Raw genomic sequence first — 15,480 nt, forward strand, 5'->3', positions numbered from 1 at the left:
CGGCGAGGCGGGGGCGGCCGTGGGGCCGGGCTTCCGTCGTCCGGGTTCGTCCCTGGCTGCCGGGGGTATCGAACGAGCGCATCGTCCTGCTCTTGGTCCGCCAGGGAGAGCAGGTGTCAGCTGCTGGAAGACAGGGTGGCCATCAGCTGCTCGGCCGCGTGCCCCTGGTCGCCTGCGCGGAGCGTGTCGCGGAGCAGAGGGATGGCGAACGAGAAGCGGCCATGCTGCTCCACGAGGAAGCCGAAGAGCCGGAGCTCCTGGAGCGCTCGGTCAACGACCGCGGTGGGCACCGCGCGGCCGAGCGCGCTGGCGAGCGCCTGCTGCGCGTCGGCCGCGGAGAAGTCGTCCCGATCGAGCAGCTGGTAGACGAGCAGCTGCGCCTCGTCGCCGGCGTTGGAGCGGAAGACGTCGCGGAGCGAGACGCCCACCTTCTGCTCGGCCTGGGCGAGGTGCTCCGCGGAGAGAACGAGATCGCCGCTGCCGACCTCCCGGAGCACGTCGAGCTCGGCGTCGCAGAGCTCCTGGACGAAGCTCGGGTATCCGCCGGTCCGCTCCGCGATCCGCGAGGGCAGCTCCGGGTCGGCGTAGGCGACGCCGAGGCGCTGCATGGGCACGAGCGCGAGGTCGCGTGCGGCCTCGCGCTCGAGCGGGCCGAGCGTGCGCACGGTCGCGAAGTTGTAGAGGGGGGAGCGGTGGTTGAGCGACTCGCGGTAGAGGAAGAGATAGCCGGCCAGGATGAAGGAGCAGACCTCTTCGGCCTGGAGCGTCCGCAGGGCAGAAAGCAGGGGATAGCCCCTCGCCGCGTCCGCCTGGATCAGCCCGTCGGCCTCGTCGATGAGCACCAAGCCTCTCTTGCCGCTGTCCTGGAAGTGTGCGCGGAGGAGGTCGGCCAACGCCGTCTCCGGTTCATGGTCGCGTGGCACGTCGCGCTTGAGCGTCCGGGCGAGCGTGCGCGCGGCGCGGGTGGGGTCGGCGACGCCGAGCAGGTCGACGAAGGCGGCGTCGACGTCGGGCCGCCGGGCGGGGAGCTCGCGCAGGAGGCGCTTCAGGAGCGACGTCTTTCCGACGCGGCGCGGGCCGATCACGATGTGCTGGATGGAGCTCGCGATCAGCAGCTCTTTGAGGAGCGCCACGCGGCCGAAGAACATCTGCTCGTCCTTCACCTCACCCGAGGTGGTGTAGGGCGAGAGGGCGACGAGGCGGCGGGCGTGGAGCAGCCCGGCGAAGGTGCGCTGTGGATCGCGCGCGAAGAGGAGCGCCTTGAGCTCGCGCTCGCCGAGGCGGAGGCTACCCAGGTCGGCGGGGAGGACGTCGCGCTGGACATCATCGCGGGCGAGCAGCACGAACGGGAGCTCGAAGCGCTGGTTGGCCTCCTTGAGCGCGGCTTCGAGGGCGGCGCGGAGGTGAGCGGGCTCGGCGCTCCTGGCCTGGGCGAGGTCGAGCGAGACGAAGGCGACCGGGTGGCCGCGCAGCGGCGCTGGGTACGGAAGCCGGGCGGCGAGGTACGAGACGCCGTGAGGGCGCGCCTTCACGGGCGCGGCGGCGGCGTGCTCCATGCCGAGCAGGTCCGCGAGAGCGCGCAGCTGCTTCGACGGCGGCGCGGCCGGCGACGCGAGCGCCTCGATGGAGCGAACTCGGGTCGTTGGCAGCCCGAGGCGAGACCAGCTCTCGTCGAGAACACGGAAGCGGCGCATGGAAGCGATGGTCGAGGGCAGGCCGGCGAGGGCGAGGCCGGCGAGCGGCGTGCGGAGATAAAGGTTGCGGCGCTGCGCGACGGCGACGGTCGCGGCGACGACCAGCACGCCGATGACGCTGGCAGCAAGCCAGATCAACCACGTCGGATCGGGGGCGATGGGGACGAAGACCGGACCTCGGGCGAGGGTCGAGCCGACAAGGACGATGAGATCGCCGTCTGGCGTGAACGCGAGATCGTCGATGGTGTTGCCCCTGGGGACGCCGAGATCGGGCGTCAGCGTGTAGACCCAGCCTGTACCGGGGCGATACCCGACGACGAGCGCGGGGGTGTCGCCTTGTCGATCGACCCCCATCCAGAGCGTCTTAGCGTCGTCAGGGGCGATGACCAGCCGGCTTATCGGCATCGGAGGGAGGCGGCCCTGGCCGGTCACTGGCTCGAAGCGCTCGGCTCCCGCGCCGGCGCTCCCCTTTTCTGAAGCCTTCACGACGAAGAGACCCGCGGACGTGCCTGCCCAAAGGCCGTGCTTGGGGCTGTACGCCAGGGCGCGTACCTGGCTGGCAGCAAGGGCGTCGACGGCCACGATCTCACGCGCCCGAGGGCGATCTGGCGCGGATACGTGATAGACGCGCGTGCGGGAACGCCGCTTTGCCAGATCGGGATCCAGGAATTGATCGCTCGGAAGTGCGTTGTAAGCCAGGTACACCGAGCCATCCTCGCCGGCTACCAGGGCGTCGACTGGACCGGTGGGCATGCCTTCCCAGTGGACAGGGTCCGCATGAAGCGTTTCCTGCTCTCGGCGGACCAGGGCCGGCCCAGCGGTAGTGCCGACCCACGCTCGGGCGCACCCCGTGTCGGGCACCACGGAGATTGCCGTCACAGTCCAGGACGGCAGCTTCTGGTCCGGAGTGATCTGCAGAGGGCGCTCCGGCACGCGCAGCGTCGGCACGCGAAGCGTTAGGCCACCGAGATCGGTCCCTGCCCACACGACGCCGGATGAGCAGGGAGCCAGCGCAGTAATGTTGGCGCCGGGGGAAAAGGAAGACCGAGTGCCAATAGAATGAGCCTTCCAATCACTCGACACGAACGACAGACCGTTGGGCCCGGCAACAGCAGCAAGATCACCCGCGACCACGATACGCGCACGTGATCGCGTGATCGCTTGCGCTGTACCCGCCTCATTCGAGCGGCCAGCGACGAATCGGGTTGTACCTCGTGCCGATCCTACCCACAGCGATCCGCTGGCATCTCCAGCGATCGTCAGGGCGACACCGAGACCAGATTTCGTGAAGTAGGTAGCCCAGGAGCGCGTCTTGGTATCGAAGCGGCTTATCCTTCCTCTGACAACAGTACTTTGGTACACGAATTCATCGGTATCCTGGGCGAAGGGCAGGATGCTGTTGTTATAAATGTAGCCCTTCATGATGAGATAGCTGGACCAGAAGCTACCGATGGGCGAGGAGCCGCCGAACATCCTGACCGAACCCGAAGCACTCATCTGGACCGAGCTGAACCAGAGCGAACCAGCGGGAGCCGTGGCCATGTGTAAAAACTGGCTACGGCCTTGGATGTTGGCGCTGAGACTGCCATCGATGTTGTAGGTGGTCCAGGAGCGAGTCTTCGGGTCGAAGCGGCTCACTCCATCCGAAGTTCCGAACCAGAGCAAGCCATCGGCATCCCGGGCAATGGCTTGGACGCCATCAGGAGCGAGGCCATCCTTCGTGGTGTAGGTGATCCAGGCGCCAGCCTTCGGGTCGAAGCGGCTCACCCCATTCGAAGTTCCGAACCAGAGCGAGCCATCGGAATCCTGGGCAATGGCTCGGACGCCATCATGAGCGAGGCCATCCTTCGTGGTGTAGGTGATCCAGGAGCGAGTCTTCGGGTCGAAGCGGCTCACCCCATTCGAAGTTCCGAACCAGAGCGAGCCATCGGCATCCTGGGCGATGGCTCGGACGTCATCATGAGCGAGGCCGTCCTTCGTGGTGTAGGTGCCCCAGGCCCCCGTCTTCGGGTCGAGGCGGCTCACCCCATCCGAAGTTCCGAACCAGAGCAAGCCATCGGCATCCTGGACGATGGCTCGGACGTCATTGAAAGCGAAGCCGTCCTTGGTGGCGTAGGTGGCCCAGGAGCCAGACTTCGGGTCGAAGCGGCTCAACGATCCATTGATGGTCACGAACCAGAGCGAGCCATCGGCAGCCTGAGCAATCTTGAGGACAGCATGATGAGTGGGGCCATCCTTGGCGGTGTAGGTGGCCCAGGAGCCAGCCTTCGGGTCGAAGCGGCTCACTCCTCCAGCGAAAGTGCCGAACCAGAGCGAGCCATCGGCAGCCTGGGCGATGGCTCGGACGTCATCATGAGCGAGGCCGTTCTTGGTGGTGTAGGTCGCCCAGGCCCCGGTCTTCGGGTCGAAGCGGCTCACTCCTCCATCGAGAGTTCCGAACCAGAGCGAGCCATCGGCAACCTGGGCGATGCTTTGAACGTCATCATGAGCGAGGCCGTTCTTCGTGGTGTAGGTCGCCCAGGCCCCGGTCTTCGGGTCGAAGCGGCTCACTCCTCCGCCGAAAGTGCCGAACCAGAGCGAGCCATCGACAACCTGGGTGATGCTCTGGACGCTATTATGAGCGAGGCCGTTCTTCGTGGTGTAGGGGACCCAGGCCCCGGTCTTCGGGTCGAAGCGGCTCACTCCTCCACCGAAAGTGCCGAACCAGAGCGAGCCATCGGCCGCCTGGGCGATGGCTCGGACGTCATCATGAGCGAGGCCGTCCTTGGTGGTGTAGGTGGTCCAGGCCCCGGTCTTCGGGTCGAAGCGGCTCACCCCTCCGCCGAAAGTGCCGAACCAGAGAGAATCATCGGCAGCATGAGCAATTTTGTGGACAAAGTTGCCGGCGAGGCCGTCGATGACGGTGTAGGTGGACCAAGAGCGATTGTTCGGATTGAAGCGGCTCACTCCTCCGCCGGCAGTCCCGAACCAGACGGAGCCATCGCCAGAACGAGCAATGTCGAGGACGCTATCGTTGGCGAGTCCATCCTTCGTGGTATAGGTCGACCAGGAGCCAGTCTTCGGGCTGAAGCGGCTCACTCCTTTATCCATCGTCCCGAACCACAGCACCCCGTTGCTGTCGCGATAGACGGCCGTGATCCTGCTCGACAAGAGCTCCGGCTCTTCAGCCAGCGACGGATCCCATGGCTCAAGCTTCGGGCTCTCCACCCCCCGCTCCTCCCCGCACCCCGCCCCGAGCAGCAGCACCAGCGCAGCCGGCGCGACAGCGATGGCCGCTCGCCTCATGACCACTCTGCCGCGAACCGCCGCATCACAGGCGCCACCCAGTTCCAGCGCGTGGCCCCCTCCTCCTTCAGCACCCCGAGCCAGGCGAGCCGCTCCTCGCCTCGCCCGCGCCGCGGCAGCGGCCTCTCCGCCACCGCCGCGAGCGCCCTCAGCATCTCCTTCGCCTCGGCGTCGCCGTCCACGGTCCGTCGCAGCCGGACGAGGTGGTCGCTCGCCAGGATGCGCGCCACGATCGCCTCCCGATCCGCGGCCCGCACGTCATCCACGTGCTGCTCGATCAGCTCGCGCACGAGCGCCGGGTGCCCGCCGGTCTCGGCGCGGAGCACCTCGGCCGCAGCCGCATCCCCGCCGCGCTCCACCACCAAGTCGTGCACCTCCCGGGCCGACAGCGCGCCCAGCGAGACGGCGCTCAGCACGTGGAACGCCGAAAACAGCCCTGCCGACGCTGGCCGCGTGCGGAGCTCGTGCAGGTTCTGCCCGCCCCAGACGAGCAGCTTCAGCCCGCGGCTCGAGAGCCGCGCCATCAGGTACCCCCACCGCTCGAGCTGCGGCGCCGGCACCTGCGCCAGCGCGTCGACCATGAAGAGCAGCTTTCTCCCGGCGTCTGCGACGGGCCCGTCGAGCAAGTCCTCCACCGCGTACTCGAATCGATCCATCGCGCTCGGCTCGGTGCGCGCCTCCACGAGCCATCGCCACGGCTCCGGGAGCGCCCAGCGCAGATCGCGCAGCAGGCGATCGTAGAACCGCTCCTCGTTCGTCGCCTGGACCTCCGGCACGAGCCGCACGGGCAAGAGCGCCTCGTCCGGTCGCTGCAGCCGGTGGAGCACCTCGCCGGCCACGTGGTGCGCCTCGAAGCCGAGCGGCGCGAGCAGCGCGACGCCGACGCAGTCGGGTTTGCTCAGCGCCTGCATGACCTCGCGCACCTTGTCGGCGCGCGTTCCCTCGCCTTGCTCGCGCCGCGGCGACCCGCCGAGGAGCGCAGGCGGCCGGACGCCCGCAATGGCGGTCACGGCCTCGCGGATCCCCCGCGCCACGTCGGCGAAGGCCTCGTCCTCGTCCTCCCAGCTCTTTACCGGTCGCCCGTTCTTGGGCAGCGCCTTGAGCGTGCCGAACGCAGCGCGGCGCCAGTCGCAATCGCGCAGGAGCACCGGGATCACCTGCGCCTGCCCGGCCTCGTGGCGCGCGAGCGCGTGCGCCACGTCGACCTCGTAGCAGTCGCTCGAGGCGAGAAAGTCGGAGCTGACGAGGAGCAACACCAGGTGCGCACGCCCGAGGTGGGCCTCGGTGACCGCCTTCAACTCCTGTCCGCCAAGGACGTTGCCGGCGTGAAAGCTCCGGATCAGGCCCTCGCGGCGGAGCGTGCTGAGGTGGTTCTCGAGCTTGGCAAGGAGCGCTTCGTCCTCGGGCGCATACGAGAGAAATACCTCGACCGGACGATCGTGAGCCGGCATCGGGACAGTATACACGAACGGGCGCGCGCCAAGTACCGTGCATTACATATAGAAGACGCGGGAAGGCATCCTGCGGTTGCTGCACGACCCGCACGCCGCGGCTGCACCGGCGAGCGCGTCGACCGAGAGATCGGTCCGCGTGCGCGGTGCGCGGCGTGATCGCGTTACCGAGCGGGCTGAACAGCAGTGCATCCGCCGCGTCTCATCGGCCAACATGCCGATCTGATCGGTGCCCGAGGAGTACGCGAACACGAGACCTCTCCGGTACTGCCGGCAGCCCGAGCTGCCGACCGAGGGCCTCGTGAAGGACCAGGGCGGCCGACTCGTCCCCGAGTGCGTATTCCGACGGACGTGACGGCTCGTGGCGCGGAAGCCCTGCCTGCAGGCCGCCTGCGCCAGCGCGCCGCCGAGAAAGCTCTCTTCCAAGATCACTCCTCCTTGTCGAAGTACTCAGCACCGCGGATGTTCTCGTGCGCCAGGGCCCCCCCGGGGCGGCGGCTCGACCAGCGGCACGCGGTCGAGGCCGTTCCTCAGGATCGCGGTCACGCTCTTCGCGGTGGGGCTGCCGATGCGAAGCGCACGCGCGCACGCAGCGTCGACGCGATCACGCCCGTACTTGTCCGCGAGCCGGATCACGCCCAGGCACGTCCGGTAGCCCGTCTCCGGGTGAGTGCGGTGGCGCATGACCGCGCGCGCGAGCTCGCCGACGTTCGGGCCGATCGTCTCGGCCCACGCCACCACGCGCTCCGGCGGCCACTTGCCGTAGTCGCGATGGGCCCTCGGGCGATGCTCGTCCACGATCACCGCCGTGCCCTTCCGCCCATAGGGTGGGTCGGGTTGATGTCCGGCTCGTACCGATCCGGCCCGGAGACCGCGCTGCGGAGCTGGTCGGGGACGAGCACCTCGGGCACGCCACCGAAGTACTCGAACATGCGCACCGTCGAGCCGACGAAGTCGGCGAGCTTCTGCGAGCGCGTCGCCTCAGCGTACGTGTAGTTGCTCGCGCCGAGCACCGCGACGAACAGCTCGACCTCGGTCGCCTCGCCGGTTGTCCGATCGACCAGGTGCGGCTTCCTTCCCGAGTAGTCGATGATAACTTTCTCGCCGGCGCGGTGAACCTGACGCATCACGACGCCGAGCTTCTTCTTCCAGCCCGCGTACAGGTCGCAGAACCGGCTGTACTCGTAGGGCTTCAGCGGAGCCTGTGCCGCGCTAGCTTCGCGGTACTCCAGCCAGAGCGTCTGCAGCGTGACGCACGGCTTCGATAGCTCGCGGTGCACCCAGGAGAAGTCGATCGGCCCGCGGCACGACCCTCGTCGCTGTCGGCGAAGGCCGGCGCGACGCGATGTTCGGGCTGCTCGGGACGGTCACGGGAGCGCTCGCCTTCATCCGCGTGTACCCCCACATCAAGGAGGTGGTCGAAGCGACGGACCTGGGCAAGGTCACCCTCCCTTCGGCGACGAAGACGTCCCCTTGGCCCCCGGGTGGCCGGCCTTGCCGGGCTCGCCGCCGCAGCGGCGCTCGTCAGACGTGTGCAGGCGGCGAAGTGAGGCCAAGGCGCACCCCCGCCAGCCGATACGGCCGAGGCCCTCCGATCTGAACGCAACGAGGACGCTCACTCGGTGGTCATCACCGCGGTCTCGCCCCCGATGTCCAGGCCCGAAAGAAAAGATTCGATGTCCTCCATGGACAGGGGGGCGCCGTCATGACCAGCGCGGATTCACGAACCCTGGTGAGGGCTGGGAGCCAGTCGAGGCTCGTGAGCTCGCCCGAGCTCAGGAGTCTGAGCTCACCCACCTCCGCGAGGGCGTCGAACCCGTCGAGGCCCGGGCCCTGCAGCAGGCGCATCTGAAACTTTGCGCCGACGCGGCGCAGGCTGCGCAGCGCGGTGAAGTCGTCCGTGTGGTTGCGGAAGAGGGTCAGCGAGCCGTCGATGTGGACGAGGGAGGAGAGCGGCTCCAAGGCGCCTGCCGTCGTGTCGCTCAGGTGGATCGAGCCTCGGAAGCGGGTGCATCCGGCCACGCTCGTGTAGGGCCCGATCACCAGATCGCTCGGCTGGCCACACACGACCGCCTCGGCATCGGGGTCCGGCGTCTCTTTGGGAACGGCGTCCGTGAGGGACACCAGCGCGCCGCTGCGCACGCGCGACGTCGCGAAAGACTCCAACGCTTCAGCGGTCAGATTCGCGTTGCGCCGAGCGACCATGGAGGCGCCGATCTCCGCGAGAGCAGGGAGCCACGAAAAGTCGGCAAGGCCGCTCTCGTGGAGCCACAGCCCGGAGACGTACTGGATCGACTCCAGGCCGCGCAAGGATTCCGGCGCTCCCACGACCAGCAACCGACCTTCGATGCGCCTCAGGTTGGACAGAGGCCCGAGATCGCCAGGAGGCGAAAGGAGCAGCAAGGACCCCGCGATTTCCCTGAGATCCGTGAGCGCGTCGATCGCCTCGGGTCCGGCCAGATTCAGCAGATGAAGCGTGCCGAGGAAGCGCGTACAGCCGCGCAAGCGCTCCAGCTCGGGCGCGGGTCCGGCCGCGTCTTGAAATGTGCGAGGAACGCTGGACTCCGACGTCGAGCGCGTAGGCAAATCGAGCCGGAGCGCAGCGCGAGGTTAAGCCGCCTGAGGGGCTGCGCGCTGCGCGAGGGCCGCGCTGCACCCCCGGCGCTCAGTCGGCGTCGGCCCAGGACTTCTCCAGGGCTGCGATGTAGGCGTCGAGCGAGGTGGTCTGCTCGGCCGTCGCGTCCACGACCCTCCCGTCGGCGTCGAGGATGGGCTTGATCATCGGCGGGATGGTCGCGATGTTCGGCGGCAGGCTCAGCGCCTTCAGCCGGGCCAGCACCTCGTCGCGCCACGCCGGGTTGATCCGCGTCCCGTACTTCTCCACGAGCGCCTTCAGCGCCTCGCGGTCGCCCGTGGCCTTGATCCGGTGCAGCTCCGCGAGCAGCTCGCCCGAGGCCCTTCGCCAGGCGTCGGGGTCCTTCACCACGAAGAACGTCTTGCCGTCGCGCGTCTCGGCGGCCACCGCGCCCTTGTCCTTCACCCAGCCGAAGGCGATGAGCTCCGCGCGGAGGTGATCCTCCTCGGCCACGTCGCCCTGCGGCACGGACTTGAGCATCGTGAGCTGCATCATCGCCGTGTAGGCGGGGAAGACCCGCGCGCAGCCGGCGTCGGGCAGCATACCGAGCTCCACCGTCTTCGCATCGCCCGCCAGCCAGTCGGCGACGCGCGAGGCGCGGCCCTCCTCCAGGGCGGCATAATAGGGGGCGAGCAGCTCCGCCGGATCCCCCTTGAGATCCGGGTTCACCTTGCCCGAGCCGTGCCCGGTGACCTCGTGGAAGGAGACCGCCGCGAGCATCATGGCGTTGCCGCACCGGTGGATCTCGGCGCGCACCTCCGCCGGCGCGAACTCGTCGACGGTCTTGTCGAAGGTGAGCGCCACGCGGGTATCCATCGCGGAGAGGACGACGAAGTTCTTCGATCCGTACTTCTCGCGCAGCGCCTGCGCGTTCGGCAGGTTCACGCCCGAAAACGTGAACGGACCGCCGTCGCCCGTCGCCGCGAGGGCGATCACGGCCGCGGCCGCGGGCGCCTGGAAGACGTCGCGCTTCCATTTCGCCTCCCAGGGCAGCTTCTGCTCGAAGTACTGCGCGTTCCTGGCGACCGCCTGGAGCGGCGGATCGCGATCCGGATCGGGGATGAAGACGAGCCCCTCGAAGCCGCCCTTGCGCGCGCGGACGTCGGTGTACGTCTCGATGAAGCCAAGGATGTAATCGACCGGGAACACCTGCTTGAGCCAGGCGATGTCGTGGTCGGTGAACTCGTCCGGCTGACCCGTCTTCAGGTACCTGATGAGGTGCCGGAGCGCCCCCTGCTGCGCGGCCGGCGCGAGCGCGCGGGCGTCCTCCAGGTGCTTCACCACGCGGCCGAGCTCCGCCGCGCCCACGCCGGGCTGCGCGCCGTCGCCGCCGGCCCGGTAGATCTCCTCGACGAGCCGGCCGGCCTTCTTCACGATACGGCCGTTGAGCTCGTACTTCTCCTTGAACTTCTCGAGATCCTTGCTGCTCACCCCCTCGTAATGGTTGGCCGCGGACTCGACGAGCGGGTCCTTGCCCTTGCCCGGTGTCTTGTTGGTGACGACGGGCGCCACCTTCGGGTCGAAGAGCCCGGCGAGCAGGTCGTTCGGAATCGCGATCTTCAGCGCCTTGGCCGCGGCCTCCAGCTCCTGCCGCGAGAAGGGCGGGACGAGCTTCTGCCCCGAGCGCGCGTCGTGGATGCCGTGATGCAAAAAGAGCATCTTGCGGAAGGTCACGAGCTTGCCGCGCAGCGCGGGATCGAGCTTGCTCTTCTGCGCGAGGAGCTGCATCACGAGCTGCGTCGCGGGCCAGCCGTACCGCGAGGTCTGCATCGTGAAGAGCGGGTCGCCCGCGAGCGCCGCCTGCGCGAGGTGGTAGGCGACAGCGCGCTGGCTGGCCGTGAGCTTGTCGAAGCCGCGGGGCTCGTACGAGGCCGCGGTCACGCCGGCGACCTCCTCGAGCACCTGGACGTTGCTCGCGGGCGCGGGCGCTGCCGAGGCGACGGCGCTGCCCGGCGCGGACGCCGGCGCCGCGCTCGCGGCCGGGGCCGCCGATGGCGGGGGCGCGGTCGAGGACGGCCCGGCCGGCGGCGGGGTCGGGGAGCAGGCGGACTGGAGGACTGCGCACAGGGCGAGGGCTGCGGCGGGGTGCTGGCGGCGCATCGTGGGGAGAGGTCTAGCGAATGCGCCGGTCGGCGAGAAGGCCGTGGTGCGGCGCGGTCAGGCCGTGCGCCCCGGCGCGATCCGGAGGAGATCGAACTCCGCCACGAACCCCTCGGCGCGTAGGCCAATCAAGCCGGAGCGCAGCGCGAGGAAGCGTAGCGCAGCAAACCGAAAGGGTGGGGCCGCGAGCGTCGTGATGGCTCGGTCCTGGGTCGACAGAGCGTGGTCCGGGCGGCGCCGAGCGCGCCACGGGGCGCATCGGCGTGCCGTGGGCACACGTGTCCGTCCGGGCGTTGGTCTGGCCCGGGAGGCGCGTCGCGAGACGCTATGCGGCGTCACCGGGCGCCTTGCAGCGCAGAGCGGTGCTTTTCCAGTACGGTGGCCGCCGCGTGGACGCTGGGAGAGCGTGCTGAAACATTGGTCGGCTCGCCGAGCGCGGAGAGGAAGCGGACGATGTTCCGGGGCTCGGTGACCATGGCGACGAGCGTCATCCGCCCCTTGCAAGTTGGGCACTCGAGCATGACTGCTTGAGAGAGAGCATGCCACTTTGACAAGGTCGGCTGCGGGATCTTGACCTCACGAGCGAGCTCCGTGGCCGTCACTTGTTGGGACCGGTCATTCGCCGGATCATCTTGGCTCGAAACGCTGCTGAATACGTTCGTCGCATGCGGGATCCATATCCGCTCTATCCAGGTCCTTCTACCCTTGCTAGATCTAGGAAAGCGACAACTAGCCTGACACCGAAGGCCCTATACGCCAGGGAAGTTGTCGCGTCCTCAGCCCAGCAGTCCGGCCTGAGGAGCTCGGGAGATCGTGACCCATGGCAGAGCGCCGAAGCCCTTGACCTCAGCGCTACCTCCTCGTCGGTGCTCTAACCACCTCCCACGGCGACCGGCCCCTCCCCCGGCTCGGCGGCAGCGGCGGCGGCGATCGTCCGGCGCAGCAAGGGGCCGATGGTCAGGCCCTGCACAACGATGGAGGCGACCACCACGACATAGGTGATGGTCAGCACCATCTCGCGCTCCGGAACGAGCGTGCCATCCGCGAGCCTTCCAGGGATGGAGAGCGCGAGGGCCACCGAGACGCCGCCGCGCAGACCGCCCCAGGTGAGGATGCGGATCGCCCCCGGGGTAAAGACCCTGCGCCTCTTCATGAGGCTCACCGGCAGCGCGACCGCGATGAACCGCGCGAGCAGCACGACCGGAAACGCGAGGAGCCCCGCGAGCAGCGACTGGGCGTCGAAGGCGACGATCAAGAGCTCGAGGCCGATCAAGACGAACAGCACCGCGTTCAGGATCTCGTCCATCAGCTCCCAGAAATCGTCCAGGTGCTCCCGGGTCTTCTCGCTCATGGCGCCGGCGCGCGCCTCGTTCCCGATGAAGAGCCCGGCCACCACCATGGCGATGGGCCCGGAGACATGGAGCGCGTACGCCAGGGCGTAGCCGCCCGCCGCGGTCGCCAGCGACAGCAAGACCTCGACCTTGTAGTCGTCGACCTTTCGCAGCATGGCGAGCGTCACGAAGCCGAGCGCGAGGCCGTACAGCACGCCGCCGATCGCCTCCTGGACGAACAGCAGCGAGAGCCGCTGCAGATCGAGGCCCGACGTCCCCGACGCGATCTCCAGGAGTCCGATGAACGCCACCACCGCCACGCCGTCGTTGAAGAGCGACTCCCCGGCGATCTTCATCTCGAGCTCCTTCGGCGCCCCCACGTGCTTGAGGACCCCGAGCACCGCGATGGGATCGGTGGGGGAGATGAGCGCGCCGAAGAGCAAGCAGTACACCGGCCGGATGTGCACGCCCATCAGCGTCATCAGGGCGTAGGTCATGCCGCCCACCAGCACGGTGGACATGAGCACACCCCCGGTGGCCAGGACACCGATGACGACCCGCTGCTTCTTCAGATCCGCCAGGTTGACGTGCAACGCGGCGGCAAACAGCAGGAAACCGAGCATCCCCTGCATCAACGTCTTGTTGAAATCGATGCCCGAGAGGTGCTCCTTCGCCTCGGCCTCCACCTCCGGAAACAGCTCTCCGATAGCCACCATGACGAGAGACGTCGTCATCGCGATCAGCATCAACCCGATCGTGGTCGGCAGCCTGAGGAACCGATGGTTGAAGAAGCTGAAGATCGCCGTGAGCGAGAGCAACGCCGCCGAGACTTGGAATAGATCCATGCTCCCAGGCTTACGGACCGACGCGCGCCGGCTCGAGAGAGGCGCGGCGCGGTCCGGAGAAAATGTTGGACGTCAAAGTATCCCCGAGGCGGAGAAAATCCAAGCTGATTCAAAATGTCAAGCCTCGACCGCGGGACCTGCGTCGGGCCGTCCGAACGGCTGCCGAGCAGCTGGCTCCGCCGATGTGCCGCAGGTTCTGCGCCCCGGCGCAGGGCGTCATTCCTCGTCCGCCGCGCCGCCCGCCAGCACCGTCTCTCCACCGTCCTTGTCAAGCTCGATGACCCGGCAGGCCGTCGCCTTCCGGATCCGCTCCGCCAGCGGGCGCGAGTGCGTCGTGATCCACAGCTGGCTCCGGGACGCCGCGTGCACGAGCAGATCCCCGAGCGGCCCGAGCAGATCCGGGTGCAGGCTCGTCTCCGGCTCGTTCAGCGCCAGGAGCAGCGGAGGCCTCGGGCTGAGCAGCGCCGCCAGGAGGCAGAGATAGCGCGCCGTGCCGTCCGAGAACTCGCGGGCGTCGAGCGGCCGCGACATCCCTGGCAATCCGAGCTCGACGCGGAATCGCCCCTGCCTCGAGGAGACCTCGAGCGACGCGCCCGGGAACGCGCTGGAGACGGCATCCTTCAAGGCGCCCCTGTCGCCGATATCGAGGATCGTCGCCAGCGCCGCGGCCAGATCGTGGCCATCGGTGCTGAGCACCGGCGTCCGCACCCCGACCTGCTCCACCCGGAGCGGCGCGCCGGCGTCGGTGCGGAAGTGGTGATAGAACCGGAAGTTCATCAGCTTTTGCCGCACCACCGAGAGCAACGGAAAGCGGTGCGGCTCCACCACCTGCGACAGCACCGACTCCGAGCCCCAGAGCGAGAAGGGGAAGGTCACGCGGTGGCCCTCCACGTCGCGCGCGAAGGCCGAGCCCGCGGCCCGCTCCAGCATCGGCAGGCGGCGGCGCTTGTCGAGCAACCAGAGGTTCTCTTCCTTGATGTCCGGGTCCAGCGCGAACGGCCCTGCTGGCGGCGGCGTCAGCCCGCACTGAATCTCGTAGACGAGCTGATCCAGCCGCACCCGCAGCGTCATCCGCACCGGGCCTTTGCTGCGCTGGCCGGCCCAGAGCACAGACGGCATCCCCCCCTCCTCGGCCAGGGTGCGCGCGAAGCTCCCGCTCGCCGCGGCGCCGAGCAGCACCATGGTGCGATAGAGGTTGGTCTTGCCGACGCCGTTCGGTCCGACGATGAGATTGACCTGCGCGAGGGGGAGGGTCAGCTCGCGGATCGAGCGATACCCCGCGACGTGGAGCTCCTGGACCGTCATCCCGCCCAGGATAGCCCATCGTGGGCACCCGCCGCCCGCGGCGGCCGCGCCGAGCTCGCCTCCCCTTCACCTCCCGCCACGCCGGCCCTTGGCGACGATCCTCGTCCTGTTGTGCTCGCGACCCCAGGTCGCCGACGAGGTGGCCGAGCTCGACCCCTAGGGCGCTGGACAGCATCTGGGCCTTGCGGCACAGAGCCCATCCATGGGACTCTCCGTGGGGGAGGCCACAAATGCGACGGTCTGGACAGACCTGGCCCGGCGGCTTCGGTGGACCCATCGACGAATCGTTGTGCAGGCCGATGCAGGTCGCCGAGTCGTTCGGTGTGGGCAGCTCGCCACCAGCCCATGAGGGAATCACGTGATCGCCTTGCGGGCCTTGACGCCTGACGATTGGGCCACCTGGCGCGACGTCAGGCTGCGCGCGCTCGCGGACGCTCCCCATGCGTTCGGCTCGACGCTGAAGCAATGGGAAGACGCATCCGAGGAGCGCTGGCGCGCGCGCCTGGAGCTGCCCGGTTCCCACAACCTCGTGGCCTACGTCGACGGCGAGCCGGTCGGCATGGCGACAGGCGCGCCTCTCGACGGCACCTGCGAGCTGATCAGCATGTGGGTAGCGCCGGAGGTGCGCGGCCGCGGCGTCGGAGACGCGCTGGTCGCGGAGATCCTGCGGTGGGCACGCGAGCAGGGCGCACGTGAGCTCCGCCTCGACGTGAAGGAGAACAATCCCAGCGCCATCGCGTTGTACATCCGCCACGGGTTCATCGACGTGGGTCCGTCTCGCGAATCGGGCGAGCGAGCCATGGTGAAGCGTGTGTGAGTCGACGATCGCGCAGG

10 protein-coding genes are annotated in these 15,480 nt (G+C 68.6%); 1 reads left to right on the plus strand and 9 read right to left on the minus strand.

The window, feature by feature from the left end; all coding sequences use genetic code 11:
* Positions 1-116: 116 nt before the first annotated feature.
* The 9 genes from WME83_RS46105 to WME83_RS46145 form a co-directional block, all read right to left on the minus strand.
* Complete coding sequence (locus WME83_RS46105; protein ID WP_437316062.1) at positions 117-4,901, minus strand: two-component regulator propeller domain-containing protein; 4,785 nt, start codon at positions 4,899-4,901, stop codon at positions 117-119.
* Positions 4,902-4,975: 74 nt separating this feature from the next.
* Positions 4,976-6,430, minus strand: coding sequence for a toll/interleukin-1 receptor domain-containing protein (locus tag WME83_RS46110; RefSeq protein WP_437316063.1), 1,455 nt, complete (start codon positions 6,428-6,430; stop codon positions 4,976-4,978).
* Positions 6,431-6,880: 450 nt separating this feature from the next.
* On the minus strand, positions 6,881-7,228 hold the full coding sequence (locus WME83_RS46115; protein WP_437316064.1) for a hypothetical protein: 348 nt from the start codon (positions 7,226-7,228) through the stop codon (positions 6,881-6,883).
* A gap of 2 nt (positions 7,229-7,230) precedes the next feature.
* Positions 7,231-7,710 carry a hypothetical protein gene (locus WME83_RS46120; RefSeq protein ID WP_437316065.1) on the minus strand — a complete coding sequence of 160 codons (480 nt, stop codon included), beginning with the start codon at positions 7,708-7,710 and terminating at the stop codon, positions 7,231-7,233.
* A gap of 349 nt (positions 7,711-8,059) precedes the next feature.
* Positions 8,060-8,935: a hypothetical protein gene (locus WME83_RS46125; RefSeq protein WP_437316066.1), complete on the minus strand. Its 876-nt coding sequence runs from the start codon at positions 8,933-8,935 to the stop codon at positions 8,060-8,062.
* Positions 8,936-9,095: 160 nt separating this feature from the next.
* A complete protein-coding gene (locus tag WME83_RS46130; RefSeq protein ID WP_437316067.1) occupies positions 9,096-11,165 on the minus strand; it encodes a dipeptidyl-peptidase 3 family protein in 2,070 nt (689 codons plus the stop codon).
* 335 nt (positions 11,166-11,500) lie between these two features.
* Positions 11,501-11,656: a hypothetical protein gene (locus WME83_RS46135; protein ID WP_437316068.1), complete on the minus strand. Its 156-nt coding sequence runs from the start codon at positions 11,654-11,656 to the stop codon at positions 11,501-11,503.
* 380 nt (positions 11,657-12,036) lie between these two features.
* Positions 12,037-13,341, minus strand: coding sequence for a cation:proton antiporter (locus tag WME83_RS46140; protein ID WP_437316069.1), 1,305 nt, complete (start codon positions 13,339-13,341; stop codon positions 12,037-12,039).
* Positions 13,342-13,557: 216 nt separating this feature from the next.
* Positions 13,558-14,646, minus strand: a complete 1,089-nt coding sequence (locus WME83_RS46145) for an AAA family ATPase (RefSeq protein WP_437316070.1) — start codon at positions 14,644-14,646, stop codon at positions 13,558-13,560.
* Positions 14,647-15,004: 358 nt separating this feature from the next.
* Between WME83_RS46145 and WME83_RS46150 the strand changes: the two genes are divergently transcribed.
* The gene (locus tag WME83_RS46150; RefSeq protein WP_437316071.1) at positions 15,005-15,463 is read left to right on the plus strand and encodes an N-acetyltransferase family protein; all 459 of its coding nucleotides are present in this window, start codon (positions 15,005-15,007) and stop codon (positions 15,461-15,463) included.
* Positions 15,464-15,480 lie beyond the last annotated feature (17 nt).

The organism is Sorangium sp. So ce385, assembly GCF_051474135.1.
Classification (GTDB): Bacteria; Myxococcota_A; Polyangia; order Polyangiales; family Polyangiaceae; genus Sorangium; species Sorangium cellulosum_D.

Bases quoted from the DNA above. Each gene is read 5' to 3' on its own strand.
- WME83_RS46110 (WP_437316063.1), bottom strand. From the start codon at position 6,430: ATGCCGGCTCACGATCGTCCGGTCGAGGTATTTCTCTCGTATGCGCCC.
- WME83_RS46130 (WP_437316067.1), bottom strand. From the start codon at position 11,165: ATGCGCCGCCAGCACCCCGCCGCAGCCCTCGCCCTGTGCGCAGTCCTC.
- WME83_RS46135 (WP_437316068.1), bottom strand. From the start codon at position 11,656: ATGACGCTCGTCGCCATGGTCACCGAGCCCCGGAACATCGTCCGCTTC.
- WME83_RS46140 (WP_437316069.1), bottom strand. From the start codon at position 13,341: ATGGATCTATTCCAAGTCTCGGCGGCGTTGCTCTCGCTCACGGCGATC.
- WME83_RS46145 (WP_437316070.1), bottom strand. From the start codon at position 14,646: ATGACGGTCCAGGAGCTCCACGTCGCGGGGTATCGCTCGATCCGCGAG.